General features: G+C 70.0%; 24 protein-coding genes, 1 pseudogene and 1 riboswitch. Of the genes and pseudogenes, 14 read left to right on the top strand and 11 right to left on the bottom strand.

From position 1 onward, the window contains the following. The first annotated feature begins 31 nt into the window (after positions 1–31). A complete protein-coding gene (locus tag AC1DG4_RS02730; RefSeq protein WP_477380804.1) occupies positions 32–526 on the top strand; it encodes a carboxymuconolactone decarboxylase family protein in 495 nt (164 codons plus the stop codon). A 33-nt stretch (positions 527–559) separates the two neighbouring features. Here AC1DG4_RS02730 and AC1DG4_RS02735 read toward each other — a convergent pair whose 3' ends face one another. Beyond that, positions 560–1,846 carry an MFS transporter gene (locus AC1DG4_RS02735; protein WP_477380802.1) on the bottom strand — a complete coding sequence of 429 codons (1,287 nt, stop codon included), beginning with the start codon at positions 1,844–1,846 and terminating at the stop codon, positions 560–562. A gap of 162 nt (positions 1,847–2,008) precedes the next feature. Between AC1DG4_RS02735 and rpsO the strand changes: the two genes are divergently transcribed. Beyond that, positions 2,009–2,278, top strand: a complete 270-nt coding sequence (rpsO, locus tag AC1DG4_RS02740; RefSeq protein ID WP_116241715.1) for a 30S ribosomal protein S15 — start codon at positions 2,009–2,011, stop codon at positions 2,276–2,278. Between the two features lie 288 nt (positions 2,279–2,566). Here rpsO and AC1DG4_RS02745 read toward each other — a convergent pair whose 3' ends face one another. Beyond that, complete coding sequence (locus AC1DG4_RS02745) at positions 2,567–3,571, bottom strand: isopenicillin N synthase family dioxygenase (protein WP_477380801.1); 1,005 nt, start codon at positions 3,569–3,571, stop codon at positions 2,567–2,569. A 164-nt stretch (positions 3,572–3,735) separates the two neighbouring features. On the opposite strand from AC1DG4_RS02745, the gene efeU reads away from it, so the two are divergent. The 6 genes from efeU (at position 3,736) to AC1DG4_RS02775 (ending at position 10,790) form a co-directional block, all read left to right on the top strand. Beyond that, positions 3,736–4,728, top strand: a complete 993-nt coding sequence (gene efeU / locus AC1DG4_RS02750) for an iron uptake transporter permease EfeU (protein ID WP_477420373.1) — start codon at positions 3,736–3,738, stop codon at positions 4,726–4,728. Then, entirely contained in the window at positions 4,725–5,957 is a 1,233-nt protein-coding gene (gene efeO, locus AC1DG4_RS02755; protein ID WP_477380798.1) for an iron uptake system protein EfeO, read from the top strand. Before efeU ends, efeO begins: the two co-directional genes overlap by 4 nt. A 1-nt stretch (position 5,958) precedes the next feature. Next, positions 5,959–7,317 carry an iron uptake transporter deferrochelatase/peroxidase subunit gene (gene efeB, locus AC1DG4_RS02760; protein WP_477380796.1) on the top strand — a complete coding sequence of 453 codons (1,359 nt, stop codon included), beginning with the start codon at positions 5,959–5,961 and terminating at the stop codon, positions 7,315–7,317. Between the two features lie 192 nt (positions 7,318–7,509). After that, on the top strand, positions 7,510–8,724 hold the full coding sequence (locus AC1DG4_RS02765; RefSeq protein ID WP_477421083.1) for an LLM class flavin-dependent oxidoreductase: 1,215 nt from the start codon (positions 7,510–7,512) through the stop codon (positions 8,722–8,724). 1 nt (position 8,725) lies between these two features. After that, on the top strand, positions 8,726–9,370 hold the full coding sequence (locus AC1DG4_RS02770; RefSeq protein ID WP_477380794.1) for an FMN reductase: 645 nt from the start codon (positions 8,726–8,728) through the stop codon (positions 9,368–9,370). Between the two features lie 67 nt (positions 9,371–9,437). Further along, on the top strand, positions 9,438–10,790 hold the full coding sequence (locus AC1DG4_RS02775; RefSeq protein ID WP_477380792.1) for an FAD-binding oxidoreductase: 1,353 nt from the start codon (positions 9,438–9,440) through the stop codon (positions 10,788–10,790). A gap of 63 nt (positions 10,791–10,853) precedes the next feature. Here AC1DG4_RS02775 and AC1DG4_RS02780 read toward each other — a convergent pair. From AC1DG4_RS02780 to AC1DG4_RS02790, 3 genes and pseudogenes are all read right to left on the bottom strand, one after another. Further along, positions 10,854–11,294, bottom strand: a pseudogene (locus AC1DG4_RS02780) (6,7-dimethyl-8-ribityllumazine synthase); the annotation flags it as partial. Between the two features lie 7 nt (positions 11,295–11,301). Next, a riboswitch (FMN riboswitch) is annotated at positions 11,302–11,447 on the bottom strand. A gap of 65 nt (positions 11,448–11,512) precedes the next feature. After that, positions 11,513–12,211, bottom strand: a complete 699-nt coding sequence (locus AC1DG4_RS02785) for a response regulator (RefSeq protein WP_477380790.1) — start codon at positions 12,209–12,211, stop codon at positions 11,513–11,515. After that, positions 12,208–13,503, bottom strand: coding sequence for a sensor histidine kinase (locus tag AC1DG4_RS02790; protein ID WP_477380789.1), 1,296 nt, complete (start codon positions 13,501–13,503; stop codon positions 12,208–12,210). The genes AC1DG4_RS02785 and AC1DG4_RS02790 overlap by 4 nt, the downstream gene beginning before the upstream one ends. 180 nt (positions 13,504–13,683) lie before the next feature. Between AC1DG4_RS02790 and AC1DG4_RS02795 the strand changes: the two genes are divergently transcribed. Both AC1DG4_RS02795 and AC1DG4_RS02800 read left to right on the top strand, forming a co-directional pair. Further along, positions 13,684–15,141, top strand: a complete 1,458-nt coding sequence (locus AC1DG4_RS02795) for a cation:dicarboxylate symporter family transporter (protein ID WP_477380787.1) — start codon at positions 13,684–13,686, stop codon at positions 15,139–15,141. A gap of 105 nt (positions 15,142–15,246) precedes the next feature. Further along, positions 15,247–15,732: an SRPBCC family protein gene (locus AC1DG4_RS02800; RefSeq protein ID WP_477380785.1), complete on the top strand. Its 486-nt coding sequence runs from the start codon at positions 15,247–15,249 to the stop codon at positions 15,730–15,732. Positions 15,733–15,744: 12 nt separating this feature from the next. Here the strand turns inward: AC1DG4_RS02800 and AC1DG4_RS02805 are convergent, their stop codons facing one another. Further along, positions 15,745–16,950, bottom strand: coding sequence for an aggregation-promoting factor C-terminal-like domain-containing protein (locus tag AC1DG4_RS02805; RefSeq protein WP_477421049.1), 1,206 nt, complete (start codon positions 16,948–16,950; stop codon positions 15,745–15,747). 110 nt (positions 16,951–17,060) lie between these two features. Further along, positions 17,061–17,231, bottom strand: a complete 171-nt coding sequence (locus AC1DG4_RS02810; protein WP_477380782.1) for a DUF5302 domain-containing protein — start codon at positions 17,229–17,231, stop codon at positions 17,061–17,063. Positions 17,232–17,414: 183 nt separating this feature from the next. Between AC1DG4_RS02810 and AC1DG4_RS02815 the strand changes: the two genes are divergently transcribed. The 4 genes from AC1DG4_RS02815 to AC1DG4_RS02830 all read left to right on the top strand — a co-directional run bounded on the left by AC1DG4_RS02815 (position 17,415) and on the right by AC1DG4_RS02830 (position 23,677). Further along, complete coding sequence (locus AC1DG4_RS02815; RefSeq protein ID WP_477380781.1) at positions 17,415–19,340, top strand: GDSL-type esterase/lipase family protein; 1,926 nt, start codon at positions 17,415–17,417, stop codon at positions 19,338–19,340. Between the two features lie 116 nt (positions 19,341–19,456). Next, positions 19,457–21,733, top strand: a complete 2,277-nt coding sequence (locus AC1DG4_RS02820; RefSeq protein ID WP_477380779.1) for a polyribonucleotide nucleotidyltransferase — start codon at positions 19,457–19,459, stop codon at positions 21,731–21,733. Between the two features lie 204 nt (positions 21,734–21,937). Next, positions 21,938–22,990: an aldo/keto reductase gene (locus tag AC1DG4_RS02825; RefSeq protein ID WP_477421050.1), complete on the top strand. Its 1,053-nt coding sequence runs from the start codon at positions 21,938–21,940 to the stop codon at positions 22,988–22,990. 84 nt (positions 22,991–23,074) lie between these two features. Further along, complete coding sequence (locus tag AC1DG4_RS02830) at positions 23,075–23,677, top strand: histidine phosphatase family protein (protein ID WP_477421052.1); 603 nt, start codon at positions 23,075–23,077, stop codon at positions 23,675–23,677. Between the two features lie 159 nt (positions 23,678–23,836). Here the strand turns inward: AC1DG4_RS02830 and AC1DG4_RS02835 are convergent, their stop codons facing one another. The 4 genes from AC1DG4_RS02835 to AC1DG4_RS02850 form a co-directional block, all read right to left on the bottom strand. Beyond that, the gene (locus tag AC1DG4_RS02835; RefSeq protein ID WP_477380774.1) at positions 23,837–24,271 is read right to left on the bottom strand and encodes a pyrimidine dimer DNA glycosylase/endonuclease V; all 435 of its coding nucleotides are present in this window, start codon (positions 24,269–24,271) and stop codon (positions 23,837–23,839) included. Between the two features lie 61 nt (positions 24,272–24,332). Next, positions 24,333–24,728, bottom strand: coding sequence for a hypothetical protein (locus AC1DG4_RS02840; protein WP_477380772.1), 396 nt, complete (start codon positions 24,726–24,728; stop codon positions 24,333–24,335). Between the two features lie 35 nt (positions 24,729–24,763). Beyond that, on the bottom strand, positions 24,764–24,988 hold the full coding sequence (locus AC1DG4_RS02845) for a hypothetical protein (protein ID WP_477380770.1): 225 nt from the start codon (positions 24,986–24,988) through the stop codon (positions 24,764–24,766). Beyond that, on the bottom strand, positions 24,978–25,457 hold the full coding sequence (locus AC1DG4_RS02850; RefSeq protein WP_477380768.1) for a GNAT family N-acetyltransferase: 480 nt from the start codon (positions 25,455–25,457) through the stop codon (positions 24,978–24,980). Before AC1DG4_RS02850 ends, AC1DG4_RS02845 begins: the two co-directional genes overlap by 11 nt. Positions 25,458–25,513 lie beyond the last annotated feature (56 nt).

Below are 25,513 nucleotides of genomic sequence, written 5' to 3' on the forward strand. Positions count from 1 at the left end.
CGTCTGACAAGAAGAACGGGAAGAGTCTGACATGACCATCGACCAGAGCATCGACACCACGGCCGCCGTCGCGATCAAGGCGCGGATGCCGCACCCCGCGTTCCTGCTGGAGGGCGGGCTCGACGCGATCTCCGCGCTGAGCGGCGTGGCCGCCTCGACCGATCTGCCGCCGGAGCTGCTGCACCTCGTTCACCTGCGGGCCAGCCAGATCAACGGCTGCAGCTGGTGCACGATCGAGCATTCCAAGGAGATGCGTGCCGACGGCGCGGGCGACGAGCGGGTGTTCGGCGTGGCAGCGTGGCGCGAGGCGCCGTTCTTCACCGCGCGGGAACGGGCGGCGCTCGCGCTCACCGAAGCGCTCACACGCATCGCGGACAAGAGCGACCCGGTGCCCGACGAGCTGTGGGACGAGGCGTCGGCGCACTTCGACCGGCGCCAGTTGTCGGGGCTGATCCTGGCGATCAGCGCGATCAACGTGTGGAACCGCATCAACGTCGCGATCCGCCAACCGGCCGGGCAGCGCTGACGCCTGCCGGGATCCGCGGCCTTCGACGGGAGGTCAGGGCTGCGGATCCTCGGCGTCGTACGCCCGGAAGCGCGGGCTGAGTCGCACGAACAGCGCGACGAGGCCGATCACGAGCAGCCCACCCAGCAACGGCGGGAACCACAGGGCGGTGAGCGAGGCCAGCGCTCCGGCGTACAGGGCGCCGAGACGCGGTCCGCCCGCGACCACGATGATGAACACGCCCTGCAGGCGACCGCGCATCGCATCGGGGACCGCGGCCTGCATCATCGTGTTGCGGTAGATGGAGCTGACGTTGTCGGCCGCGCCCGAGAACGCCAGGGCGATGCAGGCGAGCGCGATCAGCAGGACATTCGGCGAGGACCTGGTGGCGTCTCCGGCGGGAAGCATCGCTCCCACGAGCAGGACGATGCCGAACAGCGCGATCGTCGTGCCGTACGCCTGCACGGCCCTGGCGATGCCGCGGCCGTGCCAGCGGTAGTGCACGATGCGCCCCGAGAACAGGCTCGAGAGGAACGTCCCGACGGCGACGGCCGCCGTTAGCAGGCCCGTGGTGACCGCGCCGCCGCCCAGGATCACGGTGCCGAGCGCGGGGAAGAGCACGAGGGGCTGGCCGAACGTCATGGCGCAGATGTCCAGGATGTACTGCATCCGGATGTTGCCGGCGCGTCGCAGGAAGCGCCAGCCGTCGACGAGGGAGGCGAGCCCCGGGCGCACGATCTCGCCCTCGGGCAGCAGCTTCGGCAGCGTCCACAGCCCGAGGAACATCGACAGCATGAGGATGACGTCGATCGTGTAGGTCCAGCCGTAGCCGGTGAGCGCCACGAGGAGTCCGGCGAGGGCGGGGCCCGCCATGACCGTCATCCCGAAGGCCACGCCGTTCAACGCCGAAGCAGGGGCGAGCATGTCGCGGGACAGCAGCCGGGGGATGATCGCAGTGCGCGTGGCCATCCCGACCGAGTTCGCCGCCGCGATGATCATGCTCAGCGCGTAGAGCCACCAGATGGTCTCCGCATGCGTCCAGGTGAGGGTCGCGAGCAGCGCGGTCGCGGCGAAGGTGATGACGGCGGAGATGAGCGCGACCCGCCGGCGATCGAAGGCGTCTGCCAGCATTCCGCCGTACAGACCGGCCAGGATCATCGGCACCAGGCCGGCGACGGCGATCATGGCGACGGCGAACGTGCTCTGCGTGAGCGAGAACACATGCAGCATGACGGTCACGACCGTGAGCTGCCCGCCGATGCCGCTGAGCGTGGATCCGATCCACATCCGGGCGAACGCCGGGCTCTGCCGGAACGGACTCAGGTCGATCAGATGGCTCACTCGTCGAGCGTAATGGCGCTCGGAGCCGGAGGGATCCGACTCGGCGCACCGGGCTGCGAGGTGCTGATAGACTTGTGCGGTTGCCGTTCGATCGGCCGCGGATAAAGAGAGCCCATGCATTCGGCGTCGGGCACCGCGCAGCAAAGAGGAAGGGGATCACCTATGGCACTGGAAGCAGACGTCAAGAAGGCGATCATCGAAGAGTACGCGACGCACCCCGGTGACACCGGATCCCCCGAGGTGCAGGTTGCAATGCTGACGCAGCGCATCAAGGACCTCACCGAGCACCTCAAGGAGCACAAGCACGACCACCACTCGCGTCGTGGCCTGTTCCTGCTCGTCGGTCAGCGCCGTCGTCTGCTCGGCTACCTCCAGGACGTCGACATCGAGCGTTACCGCTCGCTGATCGAGCGTCTCGGCCTGCGCCGCTAAGCAGCCAGCGTTCAATCGCGCAAAACTTCTTGCGAGGCCCGTCCCACGGTGTGGGGCGGGCCTCGACCTTTGTCCGGGGCTCTGCGCTGGCTCATCGGCATCGAGTGCACGGGATCCTGTCGAACGCACGGCGAAATCGCGCCAGGATCCCGTGGGGTCGCCAGGCTCCCGTGCACTCGCCAGGATCCCGTGAGCTCGCCAGGATCCCGTGAGCTCGGCAGGATCCCGTGAGCTCGGCAGGATCCCGTGAGCTCGCCAGGAACCAGTGCGGTGGCGAGCGGCTCGTGCTCAGACGGAGGCGCCGACCAGGTCCGCGTGGTGGATCGCCGCGACGTCGGGGTGCGCACGCAGGCGAGACTTCAGGGCGTTCTCGCCGTAGAGGGCGTGGATGGGGTTCGAGGGGTCCTTCGTGACGCCGCGTGCCTGCGCCGCCAGATCCGCCGGCAGGTCGATCAGGGGCAGACGTGCATCGAGCGCCGGGTTGAAGAAGAACGGGATCGAGATCCGCTCATCCGGCGCCTGCGGGGACACCACTCGGTGGTTGGTCGCCTTGAGGTAGCCGTCGGTCGCGTACTCGAGCAGCTCGCCGATGTTGACGACGAAGGCGTCGTCGACCGGGGGAGCATCGACCCAGGATCCGTCGCGCTCGACCTGCAGACCGCCCTTGCCCGGCTCGACCCAGAGCAGGGTCAGCACGCCGGAGTCCTTGTGGGCGCCGACGCCCTGCTGCGGCTCGGGCTCGTGGGCGCCCGGATAGCGGACGATCTTGATCAGCGTCGACGGATCGCCGAAGTTCTGCTCGAAGTAGGTCTCCTCGGCGCCCAGCGCRAGCGCCCAGGCGCGAAGCAGCTTGCGGGCCACGCCGGAGAGCTGCGCGTGCCACTCCGCCACGATCTCGCGCAGCTCGGGCTGGGCGTCCGGCCACAGGTTCGGACCGATCAGGCGGTTGTAAGCGGCACCGCCGTCGACCGCCTGGCGCTCCGGCCCGATGTCGATCTGCTCGCGCCAGTCGACCGCGCCCTGCGTGCGCTCGCCGCCGATCCGGGTGTAGCCGCGGAAGTGCGGGCTCTTGACGTTCTCGATCGAGAGCTTGTCATCCTCGGGCAGCGCGAAGAAGTCCCGCGCCGCCTGGTGCAGGCGGTGTTCGAGCTCCGGCGTGACGCCGGTGCCGGTGAGGTAGAAGAAGCCGACGTCATGGGTCGCGGCGCGCAGGTCGTCGCGGAACGCCGCGGCGGCCTCGGGGCCCGCGTCGAGCTGGGACAGGTCAAGGATCGGGAGGTTCAGTTCGGCCATGAGGCGAGGCTAAGACGGGCGCAGCGGGGTCCGGCCGTTTGTTGCCGAGGATTACCGCCGCGGATCCGCCCGGCGACCCTGCGTCCGGCGGGCGGGAGAGCGGATGCTAGAGTTTTCTAGGTAAGGGATGCCTTACCTCACAACTTCTCCAGGAACAGTTCCTCGTGCTCGCCACTTTCCTCATCGGCCTCCGTGAAGGCCTCGAAGCCGCGCTCGTCGTCGGCATCCTCGTCGCCTATCTCAAGCGGCTCGGTCGCAAGGACGTCCTGCCACGCCTGTGGACCGGCGTCGGCGCCGCCGTCCTGCTGGCGCTCGTGATCGGCGCCGTGCTGACCTTCGGCTCCTACGCGCTCACTTTCCAGGGGCAGGAGATCATCGGGGGCACGCTCTCGCTGATCGCGGTCGGCATGGTCACCTGGATGATCTTCTGGATGCGCAAGGCCGGACGCACCACGAAGGCCACGCTGCAGGGCGGCGTCGACCGCGCGCTCGAGTCGGGCACCGTCTGGGCGCTGGTGCTGGTCGGCTTCGTCTCGGTGGCACGCGAGGGCATAGAGACCACGCTCCTACTCTGGTCGATGGTGCAGTCCTTCGGCGACGCGCCGTCCGCGATCCTCGGCGCCGCTCTCGGTCTCGTGGTGGCCGTGCTGGCCGGATGGCTGCTCGCCCGAGGGGCCGTCAGGCTCGACCTCTCCCGCTTCTTCACCTGGACGGGCGGCTTCCTCGTCATCATCGCGGCCGGCGTGCTCGCATACGCGCTCAGCGACCTGCAGGAGGCCGGCGTCGTACCCGGACCCTTCACCGCAGCCGCGCCGCTCGACGCCGCGGGCTCCGTGATGGTCGGCTGGGCGGCTCTGCCGTTCGGCTGGGCCTTCGACGTCACTGCGGTGATCCGCCCCGACAGCGCGCTCGCCGTGCTGCTGCAGGCCACCGTCGGCTTCATGCCCCGGATGAGCTGGCTCCAGGTGATCGCCTGGGTGCTGTACATCGCGATCGTCGGCACGCCGTTCGTGCGCGGTCTGCGCCGCACCGCGCCCCGCTCGACGCCCTCGTCCTCCGCTCCCGCCTCCGCGTCGTCCGCGACGCCCGTCACGACCGAGTCGGCGGCCACCCGTGCCGCGTCGACCGTTTCGCCCACTCCTGAAGGAGCCTCATGACCATCGCCCGCCGACCGATCGCCGTCCTCGGTGCCGTCGCCGCCCTCGGCCTCGCCCTCACCGGGTGCGTGGCCAAGTCCGACGTCTCCGCAGCCGGACGTCTGACCGTCTCGTCCACGGCCGATGCGTGCAGCGTCTCCGCCGGCACCGCGACCAGCGGCACGCTCGCCTTCGACGTGAACAACAAGGGCGACGAGGTGACCGAGTTCTACCTGCTCGCCGAGGACGGCGTGCGCATCGTTGGCGAGGTCGAGAACGTGGCGCCCGGCGCCTCGCGCACCCTCACCGTCGTGGCGCAGCCGGGCAAGTACTTCACGGTGTGCAAGCCGGGGATGCTCGGGGCCGGCGTCGGCAAGACCGCGTTCGCCGTCAGTGGCGAGAAGGTCGCCGAGACCGGCGGCGACGCGGCGCAGAAGCAGAAGGCCCTCACGCAGTACGCCTCGTACGTCAAGGACCAGGTCGACCAGCTGCTCCCCGCCGCGAAGACCTTCGCCGACGCTTACCGCGGCGGTGACGACGCGGCCGCCAAGGCCCAGTTCTCGACGGTGCGCGCCTACTACGAGCGCATCGAGCCGATCGCGGAGCAGCTGGGAACGCTCGACCCGCGCCTGGACTTCCGCGAGCTCGACGCCAAGGCCGAGGGCATCGACTGGACCGGCTTCCACCGCATCGAGAAGGATCTATGGGCACCGGCTGCTGGTGCGATGAACTCCGACGGCACCACTCCGGCGAACCTGGACTGGGCGCCGTCGACGTCCGCCGAGCGCGCCACCTTCGCCGACAAGCTCCTCGCCGATCTGCAGGAGCTGTACGACCACGTCCACTCCGACGCCTTCGTGAAGGATCTCGAGTCCAAGGGCATCGCCGGAATCTCCAACGGATCCATCTCGCTCCTCGACGAGGTCGCCAACGGCAAGATCACGGGCGAGGAGGACTGGTGGTCCGGTACGGATCTCTCCGACTTCGCGGCGAACGTCGAGGGATCCAAGATGGCGTTCTCGGTCGTGCGCGAGTTCGCCGAGAGCAAGGGCGCCGAGGGCAAGAAGCTCGTGGAGCAGATCGATCGCGGGTTCTCCGCCCTGGAGGCCGAGCTCGCGGTGCACGGTTCGCTGAAGGACGGCTTCGCGGCGTACTCGACCGTCACCGAGACCCAGAAGCGCGACCTCACCGACCTGCTGAACGCGCTCGCCGAGCCGCTCTCGAAGCTCACCAGCACGATCCTCGGCTGACATGACGGTCCCTGAACCCGAGGGAGGACCTGACCGGCCCGCCGACGCGGCGCCGGAAGGGTTGTCGACCGCCGACGCGTACGCCGGTTCCTCCGAGGGCGCTCCGCAGGAGGGCGCAGCACCGCACGCCGGCATCAGTCGGCGGGGCCTGATCGGCTGGGCGCTCGGCAGCGGTGTCGCGGGCATCGCCGTCGGAGCCGGGGGTGCCGCCGCCGTCGCCGCGACCGGGGTGCTGGGCGGATCCGCTCCTGCGGACGAGTACGCCTTCGAAGGCGCCCACCAGGCCGGGATCACCACGCGCGTGCAGGAGCACCTGCACTTCGCGAGCTTCGACATGATGCCGCGCGCGAGTCGCGACGACCTCGTCTCGCTCCTGCAGGACTGGAGCTACGCGGCCTCGCGGCTGACGAAAGGACTGGACGTCAGCGCCTCTGGCGCGGTCGGCGGCTCTCCGGAGGCGCCGCCGGACGACACCGGCGAGGCGCAGGGTCTCACGGCCGCGGGCCTCACGATCACGTTCGGGCTCGGCCCGTCGCTCTTCCTCGCGGCCGGCGACCGATTCGGCATCGCTGATCGGCGGCCGCCCGTGCTCGCCGAGCTGCCGGCGTTCGTCGGCGACGCCCTGGACGCCGGCTACACGGGCGGCGACCTCTGCATCCAGGCCTGCGCCGACGACCCGCAGGTCGCGGTGCACGCCGTGCGCAACCTCAGCCGGATCGCGTTCGGCCGCGCCAGGCTGCGCTGGTCGCAGCTCGGATTCGGACGCACCTCGCGCACCGCCGCCGATCAGCAGACCCCGCGCAACCTCTTCGGCTACAAGGACGGTACGGCGAACATCCTGGCCGACGACGCTCAAGCCCTCGCAGAACATGTCTGGGTGGGGGAGAAGGACCAGCCCGCGTGGATGTCCGGCGGGTCGTATCTCGTCGCGCGCAAGATCGCGATGCTCATCGAGACCTGGGACCGGCTGCGCCTCGCCGAGCAGGATCGCACCATCGGCCGGGTCAAGGGCAGCGGAGCGCCCCTCTCGGGCGGCGGCGAGATGACGGAGCCGGTGTTCTCCGGCTCGGCGATCGACGAGCACTCGCATGTGCGCCTCGCGCACCCGAAGGTCAACGACGGCATCCGGATCCTCCGCCGCGGCTACAACTACGTCGACGGCAACAACGACCTGGGCCGCCTCGACGCCGGCCTTTTCTTCCTGTCTTACCAGCGCTCGCCGGAACAGTTCGTCACCCTTCAGAAGCGGCTCTCGACCGACCTCATGAGCGAGTACATCAAGCACATCGGATCCGGGATCTGGGCCGTCCCGCCCGGAGCCGCGAAGGGTTCGTACGTCGGCGCGGCGCTGTTCGACTGACTCGCGGAGTGCGCCCGGTCTCCGTCGCCGAACGCCCGTCCCCGCCAGGGCGGGCGTTCCCTCGTCTGCGGACCCTGGCCGATGTCGCAGATCCCGGGAATACTTCTCGGAGAAGCACGTTTCATCAGATACATTCAAGTGAATAGAAATCTGAAGGAGACAGCAGTGAGCGAGTCGAGCACCTGGTCGGGCATGCAGTTCGGCCTCATGTCGGTCAGCGACATCACCCGCAACCCGGTCACCGGGGAGACCCCGAGCGAGCGCGAGCGGATCCAGAACACGCTCACGATCGCGCAGCACGCGGAAGAGGTCGGCCTCGACGTCTTCGCGATCGGTGAGCACCACAACCCGCCGTTCTGGTCGTCCAGCCCGACGACGTTCCTGGCCGCGCTCGCTGCGCAGACCGAGCGCCTGATCGTCTCGACCTCCACGACGCTGATCACCACGAACGACCCGGTGAAGATCGCCGAGGACTACGCGATGCTGCAGCACGTGTCGGGCGGCCGCATGGACCTCATGATGGGCCGCGGAAACACCGGCCCCGTCTACCCCTGGTTCGGCAAGGACATCCGTCAGGGCCTGCCGCTCGCGATCGAGAACTACGCGCTCCTGCACGAGCTGTGGACGAACGACGTCGTGGACTGGGAGGGCAAGTTCCGCACCTCGCTCCAGGGCTTCACCTCCACCCCTCGCCCTCTCGACGGCATCGCGCCGTTCGTGTGGCACGGCTCCATCCGCACGCCCGAGATCGCCGAGCAGGCCGCCTACTACGGCGACGGGTTCTTCGCGAACAACATCTTCTGGCCGAAGGAGCACTACCAGCGCCTGATCGAGCTGTACCGGCAGCGCTTCGCGCACTACGGCCACGGCACGGCGGAGCAGGCGATCGTCGGGCTCGGCGGCCAGGCGTTCATCCGCCCGAACTCTCAGGACGCGGTGAACGAGTTCCGTCCCTACTTCGACAACGCTCCCGTCTACGGCCACGGTCCGTCGATGGAGGACTTCACGGAGATGACCCCGCTCACGGTCGGATCCCCGCAGCAGGTCATCGACCGCTACGCCGCGATGCGCGACCACTACGGCGACTACCAGCGTCAGTTGTTCCTCATGGACCACGCCGGCCTGCCGCTGAAGACCGTGCTCGAGCAGATCGACCTGCTCGGAGGCGAGGTCGTGCCGGTGCTCCGCAAGGAGCTCGCGCAGAACCGCCCGGAGACGGTGCCGGATGCCCCGACCCACGCAGCCCGTGTCAAGGCCGTGTACGGCGACGGGCCGGCGCGAGAGGCACGCCCCGGCGCGAACCGCGGCGACAACCTCACCGCGGGCTCGCCCTACCAGGACGGCGGCGCGGTTCCGGTCGCGGCAGGCTCGTCGTTCGGAGCCGCCGCCACGAAGGGGGCGAACTGAGATGGGCGCCCGTCGCATCGCGGTGATCTCCGCAGGGCTCAGCAACCCGTCCTCGACGCGCATGCTCGCCGACCGTCTCGCGGCGGAGACCGCGCGTCGGCTCACCGAGCTCGGCTCCGAGGTCAGTGTCGACGTGATTGAGCTGCGCGACCTCGCGCACGACATCACGAACAACCTGCTCACCGGTTTCGCGCCGCCGGCGCTGGACTCGGCGATCAACACGGTTGTCTCGGCCGACGGCCTGATCGCCGTCACGCCGATCTTCTCCACGAGCTACTCCGGCCTGTTCAAGTCGTTCATCGACGTGCTCGACCCGGACGCGCTCGCCGGCAAGCCCGTCCTGATCGGCGCGAACGCCGGCACCGCGCGGCACTCGCTCGCGATCGACTACGCGATCCGCCCGCTGTTCACGTACCTGCACGCCGAGCCCGTCCCCACGGGCGTCTTCGCGGCATCCAGCGACTGGGGAGCGAACGCCGACGAGGTGGCGCCGCTCAGCACGAGGGTCGAGCGCGGAGCGCGCGAGCTCGCCGAGGCGATGGCCCGGCGCGAGCCCGCGGCCGACAAGGATCCTTTCGACCCGGGCAACTACCTCGGCGAAGGACGCTCGTTCGGGCATCTGCTGGGCGGTCTCGCGGGGGAGTAGGCCGGCCTCAGGCGTAAGGGCGTGACGCCACCGGAGGAATGTCCGTGGGGCATCCTATGGTGGCGTCATGCCCCTTCTCTCTGCATTCGACGCTCTCGACCGTGCGCTTGACGGAACCCTTCTGCTCCCCTCCGACGACGGCTTCGACGCCGCCCGCCGCCCATGGAACCTCGCGATCGACCAGCACCCTGCGGCGGTCGCGACGCCCGCGGGCCTGGATGATCTGCGCCTGATCCTCGCGGCGGCCCGCGAGGCGGGAACGCCGATCGCGGTGCAGCCGAGCGGGCATGGCGCCTCCGGAGACCTGGCCGGGGCCGTGATCGTGCGGACGGCGGCGTTCGACCGGCTCGACATCGACCTCGCGGCCGGTGTCGTCGTGGTCGGCAGCGGCGTGCGCTGGGGCGCGGTCGTCGATGCGCTCGAAGGCACGGGGTGGGCGGCCCCGGCGGGCACGAGTCCGGTCGTCTCTGTCGCGGGCTACACGCTCGGCGGCGGTCACTCCTGGTTCAGCCGCACGGCGGGTCTCGGTTCCGACAACCTGCGCGCCGCGTGGGTGCTGCGGCCCGACGGCACCCATGAGCGCATCGACGACGACAGCGACGGCGAGGCGATGTGGGCGCTGCGCGGCGCGGGCGGCTTCGTGGGCGTCGTGACTGCGCTCGAGATCGATCTCGTCCGGGCACCTGCGCAATGGGGCGCTTCCCTGACCTTCGACGCGGCCGATTCCGCTGCGGTGATCCGCGCTGTGCGGGATCTCGCTGCCGTCGCGCCGTCGACGCTCAACGTGTTCACGAGCTCCATGCGGATGCCCGACGCACCGATGCTGCCGGAGGCGATCCGCGGCAAGAGCTTCCTGACGGTCCAGGCGCTGTCCTCCGACGGCGCCGCCGAAGCACTCCTCGACGGGGTACGGCGTGCCGGCCCCGTGCAGCGCGAGACCTCCGGCGCGACGTCGCCCGCCGCGATCGCGGCGTCCTCGGGAGAGCCGACCGAGCCGACCGCGGGCCGGGGCGCGTCCGCCGCTCTCGACCGGCTCGACGACGCCATGATCGACGCGCTGATCGACTTCCGTCAGGCGCCGGCGCAGACGACGATCGTCGGGATCCACCTGCGGATGCTGGGTGGAGCGCTCGACGCTCCGCGCCGTTCCGGCTTCGCCTCCCTGGCGTCGGCCGACTGGCTCCTGCACGCGCTCGTGCCGAACTTCCCCGGTGCACCGACCGAGCCCGGCGACGCCAGCATCGCGGGTCTCCTCGAGCTGCTCGCTCCGGCCGCCGCAGAGCAGATGATCCCGACATTCCTCACGCCGGGACAGTCGCTCGCGCAGTGCGCCACGGCGTCCGACATCGACCGGCTTCGCGCGGTGCGCGAGAGCGCCGATCCCGACGGTGTGCTGCACGAAGGACGCCTGCCGCGCTGAGTCCGTCTCGACGACGGAACTCAGCGACGGCGGACGTGTCGGGTGCGGGGTCGCGCGGGTCGGTCAGTCGATCGTGGCGAGGCTCTGCACCGTAGCCGACACGGCCTCGGCGAGCTCTCGGCCCTTGACGGAGAAGTGACGCCGGAAGTACTCCAGGTGCTCGTCGTGCTCGTGGAAGTGGTGCGGCGTGAGCACGGCGGAGAACACCGGCACATCGGTCGCCAGCTGCACGCGCATGAGCGCGTCGACGACGGATCCGGCGACGAAGTCGTGCCGGTAGATCCCGCCGTCCACGACGAGGGCGCTCGTGGCGATGGCCTCGTAACGGCCGGTGCGCGCGAGGCGCTGGGCGTGCAGGGGGATCTCGAACGCTCCGGGCACGCGGTACACGTCGACCTGGTCGATGCCGAGCTCGGCGAGTCGCTCGAGGAAGGCGGACACGGCCTGCTCGACGATCTCGGCGTGCCACTGCGCGGCGACGATGGCGATTCTGGGCATGGTGGACTGCTCCTTCTGTCCTCTCTCATCCGGACTGTGACCGTCGGCTCCGGAATCGCACCGGATCGGCGGTCCCCACCATGGGGACCGTTCGCGGGCTCACGCGGACTCTGCCGCGACACCGCCGGTGGGGACTTTCACCCCGCCCTGAGGACAGGACGACGCTATCACCGCGCCGCCGGCGGTCCGACCACGGTGCGATCCGGGAGCGCGGCTCGAGGCTGTCAGTGCGGCGTCGCGGCCGCACCGGCCAGACGGTAGGCGGTCTCGGGACGGCCCGGAGCGCCGTAGCGTGGGGCGCGGATCGCGACCCGCTGTGCGACGAGGTGCTCCAGGTAGCGTCGCGCGGTGACGCGCGAGACACCGACGAGAGGCGCCGCCTCCGCGGCGGAGAGGTCGCCGTGCGCGCGCAGCACCGCGGTCACCGCCTGGAGCGTCTCGACGGCGAGCCCCTTCGGCAGAGCGATGGCGCCGGTCGCGGGACCTCCGATCAGGGCGTCGATCTCCTCTTGGCTGGCGGCGCCCGCGCCCGCGAGCGCGACCGCGCGTTCGTGCCGGTCGCGGTACTGCAGCAGGCGGTCGCGGAAGACGGCGAACGGGAACGGCTTGAGCAGGTACTGGGCGACGCCGAGGGCCGACATCCGCCGCACGGCCTCGACGTCGCGCACGCTGGTCACCGCGATCACGTCGATCGCGCTGCCGGCGCCGCGGATGCGGCGCAGCACATCGATGCCCGACCCGTCGGGCATCGTGAGGTCCAGCAGCACCAGGTCGATCCGCTCCGCATCCGCGGTGAGCGCGTTCAGCGCGGCCCGGACGCCGGTGCACTCGCCCACGACCTCGAACCCTTCGAGCCGCGCGATGTACGCCGCATGGAGTTCGAGCGTGAGCGGGTCGTCGTCCACGAGCAGGACGCCGATCATCCGATCCTCCTTCCGGCGGGGACCCCGGGTAGCGTCACCCGGAACGCGGTCGGTTCGGCGGACAGCTCGACCGTCCCGCCCGCGGCCGTTGCGATGTCGCGCACGAGGGCGAGTCCCACCCCGCGTCCAGAGCGGTCGCTCGGCTTGGTGGAGAAGCCGTGCTCGAAGATCCGCTCGCGGACGTCCGAGGGTATCCCAGGGCCGCCGTCCGAGACCGTGATCGCCACAGCCCCGCCGTCCGCCGCGGTCACGTCGACCCGCACCCAGCGGTCGGCGCTCGATCCCGCCTGAGGGGCGGCGTCGAGCGCGTTGTCGATGAGGTTCCCCACCACCGCGACCGCGTCGACGGGGGTCAGATCCGCGCGGGGAGCGGCCGGGTCCACGTGGACCTGCCAGCGCACCCCGCGCTCCTTCGCCTGCGAGGCCTTGCCCAGGAGCAGTGCGCCGAGCGTCGGATCCCCGTCGCGCAGCGTCATCTGGTCGATCACGGACTGGCTCTGCAGGGACGATTCCGACAGCAGCGCGATGGCCTCGTCCCGGCGATCGAGTTCCAACAGCGACAACGCCGTGTGCAGGCGGTTGCCGTGCTCGTGCGTCTGCGCGCGCAGCGCCTCGCCGAGCGTGCGCACCGACTCGTATCCGGCCACGGCCTCGCGCACGTCGCGAGCGTCCAGATCGCCGGTGATGCGCCGGGTCGCGAGCCGCGCGAGCACCGCTCCGATCGCGCCCAGCGCCACGACCGCGAGGGTCAGCAGCACGATCACGGGCAGGCGTCGCAGCAGCGCCCCGGACAGCGACTCCACAGTCACCCCCGCGGACACCCACCCGACGATCGCGCCCCCGGCGTCGTGGACGGGGGCGATCGTGCGCACGGAGGGACCGAGCGTGCCCGTGTACTGCTCGGTAAGCGTGCGGCCGTCGGCGGGGATCGTACCCAGATACCTCTCGCCGATGCGTGCGGGATCCGGATGCGTGAGGCGCACGCCGTCGCGGTCCATGACGGTGATGAAGTCCAGTCCCGCCCCGGTGCGCACCGACTCGACGTAGGCGCGAAGGGCGTCCTGCGCAGACGGGCGGTCGGTCGCGGTCACAGCCGTCTCGATCGCGGGTGCCGCCGAGAGCGCGTGGGCGACCGCCGTGGTGACGTGCTCGGCCTCCTGCCGCGCCGAGGTCTGCGCCTCCCACGTGAGGAACACCCCGATCGCCGCGCCGATCAGCAGGACGGATCCGATCAGCAGCGCGAACACGCGCGATGCGGCACTGCGCACTCCGCCGCGTCTTGTCGTCGCCATCGCCGATCCGGACCTCCTCAGCCAGTATGCGCGAGGTCGTGCTGCGCGTGGCGGCCTACGCCGGATCCGCGCTGGTTTCAATACGACCAGAACTGGCCGCGCGGCGCCGAGGGATCGCAGCATGGTCGACACGGCCCGCCCGCAGTGGTGCGGGATCCGGTTCACTCAGCGGAGGCGATGATGGCTCTCACCGAAGGTTTCACTCTCCCGCGGCACGATTGGCGCCGCGGCAAGAACTCCTGGGACAAGCACACCTGGCTCTATGTGTCTGTTCTCCTCGCCGTGGCCCTCGGAATCGCGGTGGGGCTGGTGTTCCCGCAGTTCGCGCAGGGACTCGAGCCCATCGGCAAGGGGTTCGTGAGCCTGATCAAAATGATGATCGCGCCGATCATCTTCTGCACGATCGTGATCGGTGTCGGATCCATCGCCAAGGCGGCGACGGTCGGCAAGATCGGCGGACTCGCGCTCCTGTACTTCATGGTCATGTCGACGTTCGCGCTCGCGATCGGCCTGGTCGTGGGAAACATCATCCACCCCGGTGAGGGCCTGCACATGGCCGGCGCGACCTACCAGGCCGCGACGACCACCGAGGCGAAGACGACGCAGGACTTCATCCTCGGCATCATCCCCGCCACGTTCTTCGGCGCCTTCACCGGCGAGAGCGTGCTGCAGGTGCTCTTCATCGCCCTGCTCGTCGGCTTCGCCCTGCAGGGGCTGGGGGAGCGCGGTGCGCCCATCATGGGAGCGATCAAGCACCTGCAGACCCTGGTCTTCCGCGTGCTCGGGATGATCCTGTGGCTCGCCCCGCTCGGTGCGTTCGGCGCGATCGCGGCCGTGGTCGGCAAGACCGGCGTCGCGGCGATCTGGAGCCTCGGGATCCTCCTCGGGGCGTTCTACCTCACCTGCATCGTGTTCATCGTCGTGGTGCTCGGCGGAGTGCTGCTGCTCGTCGCCCGAGTCAACATCTTCCAGCTCATGAAGTACCTGGCCCGCGAGTATCTCCTGATCGTGGGCACCTCGTCGTCCGAGTCCGCGCTGCCCCGGCTGATCGCGAAGATGGAGCACCTGGGCGTGGCCAAGCCCGTGGTGGGCATCACGGTGCCGACGGGATACTCGTTCAACCTCGACGGCACTGCGATCTACCTGACGATGGCGTCGCTGTTCATCGCGACCGGCCTCGGCCAGCCGATGTCGATCCCCGAGCAGATCGGTCTTCTCGTCTTCATGATCATCGCGAGCAAGGGCGCGGCGGGCGTCACCGGCGCCGGGCTCGCGACTCTGGCCGGCGGCCTGCAGGCGTATCGTCCGGATCTCGTGAACGGTGTCGGCGTGATCGTGGGCATCGACCGCTTCATGTCGGAGGGACGCGCGCTGACCAACTTCACCGGCAACGCGGTCGCCACGATCCTCATCGGCACCTGGACGAAGCAGATCGACACGGAGCAGGTTCGTCAGGTGCTCTCCGGTGCACGACCGTTCGACGAATCCCAGCTGGACGGCGTGGGACACGACGAGAACTCCGCCGCGCAGAACGCGTCGCCCGCGGAGCCGGTCAGCACCGAGACCCTCGGGCACGCGGCGGTCGACGAGATGGCGGCGAAGCAGGAGCGGGCCCGCGCTCGCGCCGGGCGCGGCTGATCAGGCCGACCCGTCGGGTCGGGGGAGAGTGCGAAGGACGGCTCTCGCCCCGGCCCGACGGCTGTCCCGTCCTCGTTCACGACGACGGGACGCTAACGTCGGAGCATGCCCGTCGTCCAGGCCGTCGTCGTCGTCCCGATCCCGCCCGCCCTCGCATATGCGGTGTCGCAGACCACGGGCGAGGTGCGCCGTCGCTGGGACGGCTTCATCCACGCGCAGCACTTCCTCGACGGAGCGATGTCGCCTGCCAAGGGAGTGCGTACCTTCACCCGGCAGCGGTTCGGTCTGTCGATGATCACCCACTACGTCTCGTACGCGCCTCCGACGAACGTCGGGATGGTGATGGAGAAGGGGCCGTGGTTCCTCCGCACGCTCGGTGCGGGCTGGCGCTTCGAAGCCGTCGACGGTGGCACCCGCGCCGTCTGGAAGTACAGCTTCACCTGCCGACCCCTGTGGCTCGCGCCGCTCGCGGAGCGGATCGGCAGGGTGGTCCTGGGGCGGGAGATCCGCCGCAGGATCGCCGGCTTCGCGCGCGGCTGCGTGGACCCGCTCGTGCTCGATGCCGCCCGCGCGACGCTCGCGGAGAGCTGAGCCCGCGCCCGCTCAGTACCAGTTGTTGGCGACCTCGTGGGCCCAGGCCCCGCACGGGGATCCGTAGCGGTCCTGGATGTAGCTCAGACCCCAGTCGATCTGCGTGTCGCCGTTCGTGCGCCAGTCCGGCCCGGCCGCCGCCATCTTTTCGGCGGGCAGCGCCTGGGGGATCCCGTAGGCGTCGCTGTCGGGGTTCAGCGCGTCTGCGCGCCAGCTCGATTCCTGCGTCCAGAGCTGGTACAGGCAGGAGAACTGATCCTGGCCCCAGCCGTAGTTGCCGAGCTGGCCCGCGGCATAGGCCTGTGCGCCCGCGGGGTCGACGTTCACCCCGCCGCCGCTGAGGTCGCCACCGCCACCGCCACCGCCGCCCCCGCCGGAGTCTCCGCCGCCGGAACCGCTCGAGCCGGCGGCCGCCGCGGCTGCGGCCGCTTCGCGCTCCTGCTCCGCGACCTGCTGTCCGATCCGGTAGCGCCGTTCGACGTCGGCCGTGGTGTTCTTCAGCGTCGCCAGCTGCGCATACAGCGTGGTGACGTGGCCCTGCAGGTCGGCGACGGCGGCGGCTTCGACGTCGGCCGCGGCCTTCGCCTTCTGCGCCGCGTTCTCCGCGGCGGTCGCGAGCGCGTCCCTGGCCGCGCGGGCCGTCTGCGCCTGATCCTGCAGCGACGTCGCGACGCCCTGCGCCGCCATCGCGCGCTCGCCGAGCTGCGCCCAGGTCGAGTCGAGCTGCTGCAGCACGCCCAGGCGCATGAGCAGCTGATCCGGATCCGCGGAGGTGAACAGTCGCACGGTGAGGGGGGCAGCCGTCTCGGTGCGGGCACGGCCGGCCACGACCGCACCGACCTGCTCGTGCGCCTGCTGCACGGCCTGTTCGGCCGCGGCGGCCTGCACGCCCAGCTCGTCCGCACGCTGTGCGGCCGTGTGCGCGTCGGCACGGGCCGAGTCCGCGACCTGGTTGGCCTTCATCGCCGCGGTCGAGGCGTCCGCGGCCTTCTGCTGCGCCGTGGCGAGGGCGTCGTTGATGCGGGTGATCTGATCCTGCGTGGCCTGCTCGTCACCCTGCGCGTTCTGCACGTCCTGCCACGACGGGTAGTCGTYGGCATACGCCGGTGCGGCCACCGCGAGAGGCACGATCAGCAGCGCGCCCGCCACGAGGGCCAGGATCGGGCGGGCTGCGCGTGCTCTGCGCGCGGGTGCGGCAGGGGCGGTGGAAACGATCACCATTCGACGCTAACCCCGCTCGCTGTGGATTCCCACCCCTTTGCGCGGATGCGCGGACGACGAAGGGCGCCGACGATCCCTCGTCGACGCCCTTCGTGGTGGATACGGGATCAGCCGCTCTTGCGGCGGAACTCGCGCCTGGTCTGCGCCCCGTGCGTGCCGTGCACGGCGGAGTCGCCGTCCAAGTGAGCCTCGCCCCGATTCTGCTGGGCGTTCTTCTTCTCGAGCGCTTCCTTGAACTTGCGCTTCATATCCGCGGCGGCGGTGTCGTCGGTACTCATTGCGTCAGCCTAGCCCCGGCGCGCTGCGGAGTCCCGGAGAACGACGAAGGACGAGCAGGGGGCGCGGTGGCGGACGCCGGGTGACCGATCGCGGTGCATCGGGTGAACACTCCGCGACGGCGGGGGTTCCCGGCGATGCGCGGCGGAAACCAGCGGGATCCTGATCACGTGAGAGCAGCGATCGTGACGGAATCCTTCCTCCCGCACATGAACGGTGTGACCGGGAGCGTCCTGCAGATCCTTCGTCATCTCGAGCGACACGGCCACGAGGCCCGGGTGTATGCCCCCGCCGCCGCGGAGATGCCGCGCATGATCGGACACGCCAGGGTCGAGCCCATCCCCTCCGTGGCGCTGCCGGGCTACCGCACCGTGCGCGTCGGCACGTCCAGCACGCATCGGCTGTCGGCGTCGCTGGCCCGCTTCGCTCCGGACGTGGTGCACCTCGCCTCGCCGTTCGCCCTGGGCTGGCGCGGCGCGCTCGCCGCGGAGCGGATCGGGGTGCCCGCGGTCGCGGCATATCAGACAGACGTCGCCGCCTACGCCGCGCGCTACGGGGTCTCGCTGACGACCGCGCTCGCCGAGGCCCACATCGCCCGGCTGCACCGACGTGCCACGCTCACCCTCGCTCCCTCGTCCGAATCGGAGGAGCAGCTCGCCCGGCTCGGGGTCGACCGGGTGCGTCGCTGGGGCCGGGGCGTGGATGCCGAGCGGTTCCACCCGGACCGTCGTGCGAGCGCGTGGGCGCACCGCTCCGGCGCCGAGGCCGTCGTCGGCTACGTGGGTCGGCTCGCCCCCGAGAAGCAGGTCGAGGATCTGCGCGTGCTCGCGGATCTGCCGGGAGTGCGGCTCGTGATCGTCGGAGACGGGCCCTCCCGTCCGCGGCTCGAGTCGCTGCTGCCTGATGCCGTGTTCCTCGGGCATCTCAGCGGCCCGGAGCTCGCGCAGGCGATGGCGTCATTCGACGTCTTCGTGCATCCAGGGGAGAGCGAGACGTTCGGGCAGACCCTGCAGGAGGCGCACGCGAGCGGGATCCCGGTGGTGGCGACGGGCAGGGGAGGGCCGCTGGATCTGGTGCGCCAGGGCATCGACGGCTGGCTGTACCGCCCGGGCGACCTGCAGGATCTGCGCGAGCGGGTGCGGGACCTCGCCGGCGACGCGCGCAAGCGGCAGGCGTTCGGCCGCGCCGGCCGCGAGGCGGTGGAGGGGCGCAGCTGGAGCGCGGTGTGCGACCAGCTGCTCGGCCATTTCGTCGAGGCGCAGGATCTGCACAGGGCCGACGCCGGTTTGCGCGCGCCCCGGGCCGTCCGGCCGGAGCCCACGCCTGCGGGGGAGCGCAAGCACTGGCGCCGTTACGTCGCGCTCGGCGACTCGCTCACCGAGGGCCTGTGCGACCCCGGCCCCGACGGTGCGCTGCGCGGCTGGGCGGACCGGCTCGCACTGCTGCTCGCCGCGCGCGAGCCGCTGGACTACGCGAACCTCGCCATCCGGTCCAAGCGCGTCGGGGACGTGTGCGGAACCCAGCTGGACCGCGCGCTGCAGTTGCGCCCAGACCTCGTCTCGATCCTGGTGGGGGCGAACGACCTCGTGAAGCAGCGGGTCTCGGTCCCGCTCCTGGCCACCCGCCTCGAGGACGCGGTGCGGCAGCTGCGCGAGGCGGGCGCCGACGTGCTCCTCGTGACGTCCTTCCTGCCGGGGAATCCGGCGGCCCGGATCTATGCCCGCCGGTTCTCCGCCTGGGCCACGGCGCTCGCGGGCATCGCCCACCGCCAGGGGGCGATCCTGCTCGACACCGACCTGCATCCGCAGCTCGCCGAGCGGCCGAACTGGGGGGAGGACCTCGTGCACCTCTCCAGTCGAGGGCACCGCTTCCTCGCCTATCGGGCGGGCGTCGCGCTCGGCGTGCCCCTCGCCGACGAGCTCGGCGCGCTGGACGAGGCCCTGCACGCCGCGGAGCGCACCGGGGCCGGCGTGTGGTGGCGCCGGCACGCGCTGCCGTGGGTCTGGCGTCGTCTGCACGGCAGGGCCGCGGGGGACGGGCGCAGCGCGAAGCACCACGACTACGTGCGCCTCGGCCGCGAGCGCGGAGTGCGCGAGCCCAGCGAAGTCTGACGGCGCGGACTCAGGCGCGCCACGCTGATAGGATCGAACAGGATGCCTCTGTGCGCATCCGTCCATGCTCGCGCTCCACACGGGAGAGCGAGCCTAAACAAAGAAGGAGAGACCTCTTGGAAGGTCCTGAAATCACCGCTACTGAGGCCGTTCTCGACAACGGCCGCTTCGGCACCCGCACCGTCCGCTTCGAGACGGGTCGTCTCGCGCAGCAGGCGCAAGGCGCGGTCGCCGCTTACCTGGACGAGGAGACGATGCTCCTCTCCGCCACGAGCGCGGGCAAGTCGCCGCGTGAGGGCTTCGACTTCTTCCCGCTGACGGTCGACGTGGAGGAGCGCTCCTACGCCGCCGGCAAGATCCCCGGCTCGTTCTTCCGTCGCGAGGGCCGCCCCTCCACCGAGGCGATCCTCGTGTGCCGCCTGATCGACCGTCCGCTGCGCCCGTCGTTCGTCGACGGCCTGCGCAACGAGGTGCAGATCGTGATCACCGTCCTGAGCATCGCTCCGGGCGAGTACTACGACGCGCTCGCGATCAACGCGGCGTCCGCATCGACGCAGATCTCGGGTCTGCCGTTCTCCGGTCCCGTCGCCGGTGTGCGCCTCGCGTTCATCCCCGGTCACGGCGAGCACGCCGACCAGTGGGTCGCGTTCCCGAACCAGGCGCAGGTCGCCGAGGCCGTCTTCGACCTCGTCGTGGCCGGCCGCGTCGTCACCAAGGGTGACGGCAGCACCGACGTCGCGATCATGATGGTCGAGGCTGAGGCCACAGAGGGCAGCTGGAACCTGATCAAGGCCGGCGCAACCAAGCCCAGCGAGGACATCGTCGCGCAGGGCCTCGAAGCCGCCAAGCCGTTCCTGAAGCAGCTCGTCGAGGCGCAGGCCCAGCTGGCCGCCACGGCGTCGAAGGAGCCGGGCGTGTACCCGGTCTTCCTGCCGTACAGCGAGGGCACGTACGACTTCGTGGCCGAGCGCGCCTACGCCGAGCTCGTCGACGTCTACCAGATCGCCGACAAGCAGGAGCGCCAGAACGCCGACGACGCGATCAAGGACCGCGTCAAGGCCGAGCTCATCGCCGCCGTGGAGGCGGGCGAGCAGCCCGAGGTCGCGCTCAGCGAGTTCTCCGGCGCCTACAAGTCGGTCACGAAGAAGATCGTGCGCGGCCGGATCCTCACCGAGGGCGTCCGCATCGATGGTCGTGGCCTGGCGGACATCCGTCCGCTCGACGCCGAGGTGCAGGTCATCCCGCGCGTGCACGGCTCCGCGATCTTCCAGCGCGGCGAGACCCAGATCCTGGGCGTCACCACGCTGAACATGCTCAAGATGGAGCAGCAGATCGACTCGCTGTCCCCGACGACGAGCAAGCGCTACATGCACCACTACAACTTCCCGCCCTACTCGACCGGTGAGACCGGCCGTGTGGGTTCGCCGAAGCGTCGCGAGATCGGGCACGGCTTCCTCGCCGAGCGCGCCCTCGTGCCGGTGCTGCCGACCCGCGAGGAGTTCCCGTACGCGATCCGTCAGGTGTCCGAGGCGCTCAGCTCCAACGGATCCACGTCGATGGGCTCCGTCTGCGCCTCGACCCTGTCGCTGCTGAACGCGGGTGTGCCGCTGCGCGCGCCGGTCGCCGGCATCGCGATGGGCCTCGTGTCCGACCAGGTCGACGGTGAGACCCGCTACGCGGCGCTCACCGACATCCTGGGTGCCGAGGACGCCCTCGGCGACATGGACTTCAAGGTCGCCGGAACGAGCGAGTTCGTCACCGCGATCCAGCTGGACACGAAGCTCGACGGCATCCCCTCCGAGGTGCTGGCAGGGGCGCTGACCCAGGCCAAGGAGGCTCGTCTCACGATCCTCAACGTGCTGAACGCCGCGATCGACAGCCCGGACGAGATGGCGCCGACCGCGCCGCGCGTGATCAGCGTGCAGATCCCGGTCGACAAGATCGGCGAGCTGATCGGCCCGAAGGGCAAGACGATCAACGCGATCCAGGACGAGACCGGCGCGCAGATCTCCATCGAGGAGGACGGCACCGTCTACATCGGCGCGACCGACGGCCCCTCGGCCGAGGCCGCCCGCGCCCAGGTCAACGCGATCGCCAACCCGACCAACCCGGAGGTCGGCGAGCAGTTCCTGGGCACGGTCGTCAAGATCGCGACCTTCGGTGCGTTCGTCTCCCTGCTCCCGGGCAAGGACGGCCTGCTGCACGTCACCGAGGTGCGCAAGCTCGCCGGTGGCAAGCGCGTGGAGAACGTCGATGACGTGCTCTCCGTCGGCCAGAAGATCCTCGTGAAGATCACGAAGATCGACGACCGCGGCAAGCTCTCGCTCGAGCCGGTCATCGACGAGGCGCCGGCCGAGGCAGCCGAGCCGGCCGCTGAGGTCGCCGAGGTCTGAGCCCTTCGCACGAAAAGGCCCGCCCTGTCCACCGAAAGGGGGACAGGGTGGGCCTTTTCCCGTCTTCGTGATCCAAACGTTACGAGTTGTTCGCCTCCTGGACGACTCAATGAACGGAACTGTCCGAGGCCTCCCTTACTCTCGAAGGGACGCACCGGGGGGTGCGCCACAGAACACGAACGCAGCAGGCACGGGGGTGATCGCATGCGTCTCTTCAGCGTCGGACCCACAGCAGGATCCGCCATCGGCCACGCCGCACCCGCAGCGACCGGTGCGCCCGCCCTGGTCACGCCCCATCCCTCCGCGCCGATCCCCGTGGTCGGCCCCGGCATCGGGAGCAGCTTGCGCGTGCCGCTCGCAGACACCGGCATCAGCACCTTCYCGCTCATCCTCGGCGGCGCCGAGTTCGGCTGGAACACCGACGCGGACACCGCGCTGCACATCCTCGACCGCTACGCCGATTTCGGCGGCAACGCGGTGCACACGGCCGACAGCTTCGCCGCCGGGCGCAGTGAGCACATCATCGGCCGCTGGCTCGCGACGCGCGGCAACCGCGAGGACAACATCCTGAGCGTGCGCGTCGGCGGCCACCCCGACAACCCCGGCATCGGATCGGTGAACCTGGTGCGCGCGGCCGAGGCCTCGCTGACCCGCCTCGGCGTCGAGCGCATCGATGTGCTCTACCTCGACGGCACGTTCGACGACGGCAGTGCCCTCGAGGACACGCTGGCCACCGCAGAGTGGCTGGTCGAGACCGGCAAGGTCCGGGCGATCGGTGCTTTCGGCTTCACTGCGGAACGGCTCGTGGAGGCACGCATCCTGGCATCCGCAGGTTACCCGCGCATCGAGGTCCTGGACGAGCCGTACAACCTTCTGCGCCGAGCGGGCTTCGAGGGCGACCTTCGGCTCGTCGCCGCGGCGCAGGGGCTGGCCGTCACGCCGTCGCACGCGCTCGAGCACGGATTCCTGTCCGGCCAGCACCGCACCAAGCAGTCGCTCCAGGGGGTGCGCGGAATGCAGCTGCGCGGCAACATCAACCGTCGTGGGATCAAGGTGCTGCGAGCGCTCGACATCGCCGCCTCCGAGTTGCAGGTGCCCGTCGCCGCCGTCGCGATCGGCTGGCTGCTCGCGCAACGCACGATCACGGCGCCCATCGTCAACGCGTTCGCGACCGAGCAGGTCGACGAGCTGATGCAGGGCGCGGGCGTCGCCCTCGGTCGCGCGCAGCTGGCCGAACTCACCCGGGCGGCGAGCTGACCCACTCGGTCAGTCGCTGTGTCCGATCTGTGACATAGGCTGGAAGCACCCCGGCCGCGGCGCCGGAGACGAGGCGAGCGGGTTGTGACGCATTACATCTATCTGGTCCGGCACGGCGAGCATCAGGACGCCGAGCACGGTCTCGCTGACGGACCCCTCTCACCGCGGGGACGTCGCCAGGCCGCGCTCCTCGCCGATCGCCTGTCCGGCCTGCCGCTCGACGCGATCTGGCACTCTCCGCTGCTGCGCGCCGCCGAGACGGCCCGTGCGATCTCGGAGCGGATCCCCTCCGTCGAGGCGGAGCCGTCCGCCCTGCTGTTCGATTGCGTGCCCACCGGCATGACAGACGAGACTCCGGCCGTCTTCGAGCCGTTCTTCGGGTCCATCACCRATGCGGAGATCGAGGCGGGCCGGGCGCAGATGGGCGACGCCGTGAACGAGTTCCTGGTGCGCAAGCCGGGAGACGTCCACGAGGTGCTCATCACGCACAACTTCGTGATCAGCTGGTTCGTGCGAGAAGTGCTGGAAGCCCCGGAGTGGCGCTGGATGACGCTGAATCAGGCCAACTGCGGCCTCACCGTGATCTCGCAGAAGCAGGGACGGCCGTGGAGCCTGGTCGCGCACAACGACCTGAGCCACCTCCCCATGGAGCTGCGCACGGGCCTGCCGGATCCGCTCCTGGTCTGACCCCGTTCTGGGTGGCGTACGGGGCGTCTTTTGCCCCTAGAGCGTGCAACGATCCGCACAGCCAGCGACGATATGCGCACACGGATCCCTGGATCCGTGTGCTGATCGTCGCATCGTGTGCTGATCGTCGCGGCGCGAGGGGGCCAGGCCGGTGCGTGCTCAGCCGACGCGTTCCCAGTCCGCGATCGGGCCGTCCACGATCGTGAACAGCGGATGCGGCGCCGGGAGGGGGATCGTGCGCCAGCGCTCCCAGAGATCCGGGCTGCGCACTTCCAGCTTGCGGAGCAGGTGCCCCCACTCGTACTCGAGCTGACCACGGGCGACGGGGATGCGTTCGACCGGACCCGTCTTGAGGATCTTCTCGCGCGCGAACCGGTAGCCACGGGCGTCGGCTTCGTCGACGACCGCGGCGAGGTAGTCGCCGACCGCGGCGAGGGGATGACGCGTCTGGCGGAAGCGCTGGAGCTGCGGATGATGCGCATAGCCGCGGCGGGTCGGATCCGCGATGACGGCCTGGGCGAGCAGGCCTTCGCGCCAGCATGCCGTCAGCGCCTGCCGGTCGTAATGCTGCGGATGCACGGACCACAACCTCATGCGTGCTGCTCCAGATCCTTGCGATACCACCGGGTCGCGTTCGGGTTGAGCTTGCCCTTGCTCATGAGCTCACGCGGTCCTCGGGCATCTTGCCCCGTGTGAGGAACACTGCTAGCGCGCGTTGTGCCTGATCCTGCAGCTCCGACCATTCGGGGAGAACCTGTACGTCGGACAGGTCGGGGTAGCCACTCGGAATCGCAGTAGCGGCCCGCGTCCACACCCGGTGGAACTGGGCCATCGCTTCGATCTCGTTTGGACTGTAAACCGCCTCGATCGGCTCGTCTTCCCATGGGGCGTTGGGAACACAGTCTTCCCACTGGTTGATCACCTCGTATGCGACGTTGACCATGCGGTGTGAGTCGTAGGTCCGCTGTGCGTCGAACGACCCAGCGAGTTCGAGGTATTCGATCACACGGTTGCGCATACGCTGCTGAATCACGCGTTCAGGGTCGGTCATCGGTGCTCCCCAGGTAGGCAAACAGTCACGAGCGGTTACAAATCCAGTTCCGATGACACTGCATCCGGTTGTTCGAGGGCCATCTGCACTGCGTTCTTCCAATCAGATGCGCGGGCCGGGTCTGAGCGCATGTACTGGGCTAGGAGGACCAGATCCTCGGATCGCCAATCCTCAACATCGCCGTAGATCTGGATCATGAAGTATGCGGCGCGAAAAGCCTCTTCCGGGGTCAGGACAGACGGCAGAGTGTCATCGGCCATTAGCAAGCTCCTTACGTAGCCAAACCGTCGCGTTGGGATTGTCGTTGTAGCGCGGGATCTCGGCGAAGCCGCTGTTGCGGTACAGGTGCCCCGCGGCTTCGAGCGTGTGATGGGTGTCGAGCACGAGAGCGGCGGCCCCGAAGCCGCGAGCGCGACGCTCCAGTTCGTCCAGCAGCAGGCGGCCCCAGCCACGACCGCGGGTCTCTGGGCGCAGGAAGACGTGCTTGATCTCGAACACATCCGTTTCGTCATCGGGCATCCCGATACGGCGGATCCCGCCGCAGCCGACGATCTCGCCCTCGTCCTCGAACAGGAGGAAGACTCCGTCCGGGGCCTGGAACGCCGCGGCGGTCGGATAGGTGGGGGAGTAGCTGCCGCCGGGGAACTCCGCCGCGCGCAGGGTGAAGTAGTCGACGAGCACGGCGTGGGCGTCGACGTCCTCGGGGGACACGATGCGGAACGTGGGCATGATCCGACGGTAATCGATGTCGCGGGCCAGGCAACCAGGACGCGGCGAACGCCCCG

Source organism: Microbacterium sp. 05N427, assembly GCF_056397105.1.

Coding starts and splice junctions, on each gene's coding strand:
- efeB (WP_477380796.1), top strand. CDS start 5,959: ATGACGGTCCCTGAACCCGAGGGAGGACCTGACCGGCCCGCCGACGCG.
- AC1DG4_RS02785 (WP_477380790.1), bottom strand. CDS start 12,211: ATGATCGGCGTCCTGCTCGTGGACGACGACCCGCTCACGCTCGAACTC.
- efeO (WP_477380798.1), top strand. CDS start 4,725: ATGACCATCGCCCGCCGACCGATCGCCGTCCTCGGTGCCGTCGCCGCC.
- AC1DG4_RS02845 (WP_477380770.1), bottom strand. CDS start 24,988: ATGGCCGATGACACTCTGCCGTCTGTCCTGACCCCGGAAGAGGCTTTT.
- AC1DG4_RS02790 (WP_477380789.1), bottom strand. CDS start 13,503: ATGGCGACGACAAGACGCGGCGGAGTGCGCAGTGCCGCATCGCGCGTG.
- AC1DG4_RS02765 (WP_477421083.1), top strand. CDS start 7,510: ATGCAGTTCGGCCTCATGTCGGTCAGCGACATCACCCGCAACCCGGTC.
- AC1DG4_RS02730 (WP_477380804.1), top strand. CDS start 32: ATGACCATCGACCAGAGCATCGACACCACGGCCGCCGTCGCGATCAAG.
- AC1DG4_RS02775 (WP_477380792.1), top strand. CDS start 9,438: ATGCCCCTTCTCTCTGCATTCGACGCTCTCGACCGTGCGCTTGACGGA.
- AC1DG4_RS02810 (WP_477380782.1), bottom strand. CDS start 17,231: ATGAGTACCGACGACACCGCCGCCGCGGATATGAAGCGCAAGTTCAAG.
- AC1DG4_RS02800 (WP_477380785.1), top strand. CDS start 15,247: ATGCCCGTCGTCCAGGCCGTCGTCGTCGTCCCGATCCCGCCCGCCCTC.
- AC1DG4_RS02840 (WP_477380772.1), bottom strand. CDS start 24,728: ATGACCGACCCTGAACGCGTGATTCAGCAGCGTATGCGCAACCGTGTG.
- AC1DG4_RS02795 (WP_477380787.1), top strand. CDS start 13,684: ATGGCTCTCACCGAAGGTTTCACTCTCCCGCGGCACGATTGGCGCCGC.
- AC1DG4_RS02835 (WP_477380774.1), bottom strand. CDS start 24,271: ATGAGGTTGTGGTCCGTGCATCCGCAGCATTACGACCGGCAGGCGCTG.
- rpsO (WP_116241715.1), top strand. CDS start 2,009: ATGGCACTGGAAGCAGACGTCAAGAAGGCGATCATCGAAGAGTACGCG.
- AC1DG4_RS02850 (WP_477380768.1), bottom strand. CDS start 25,457: ATGCCCACGTTCCGCATCGTGTCCCCCGAGGACGTCGACGCCCACGCC.
- AC1DG4_RS02770 (WP_477380794.1), top strand. CDS start 8,726: ATGGGCGCCCGTCGCATCGCGGTGATCTCCGCAGGGCTCAGCAACCCG.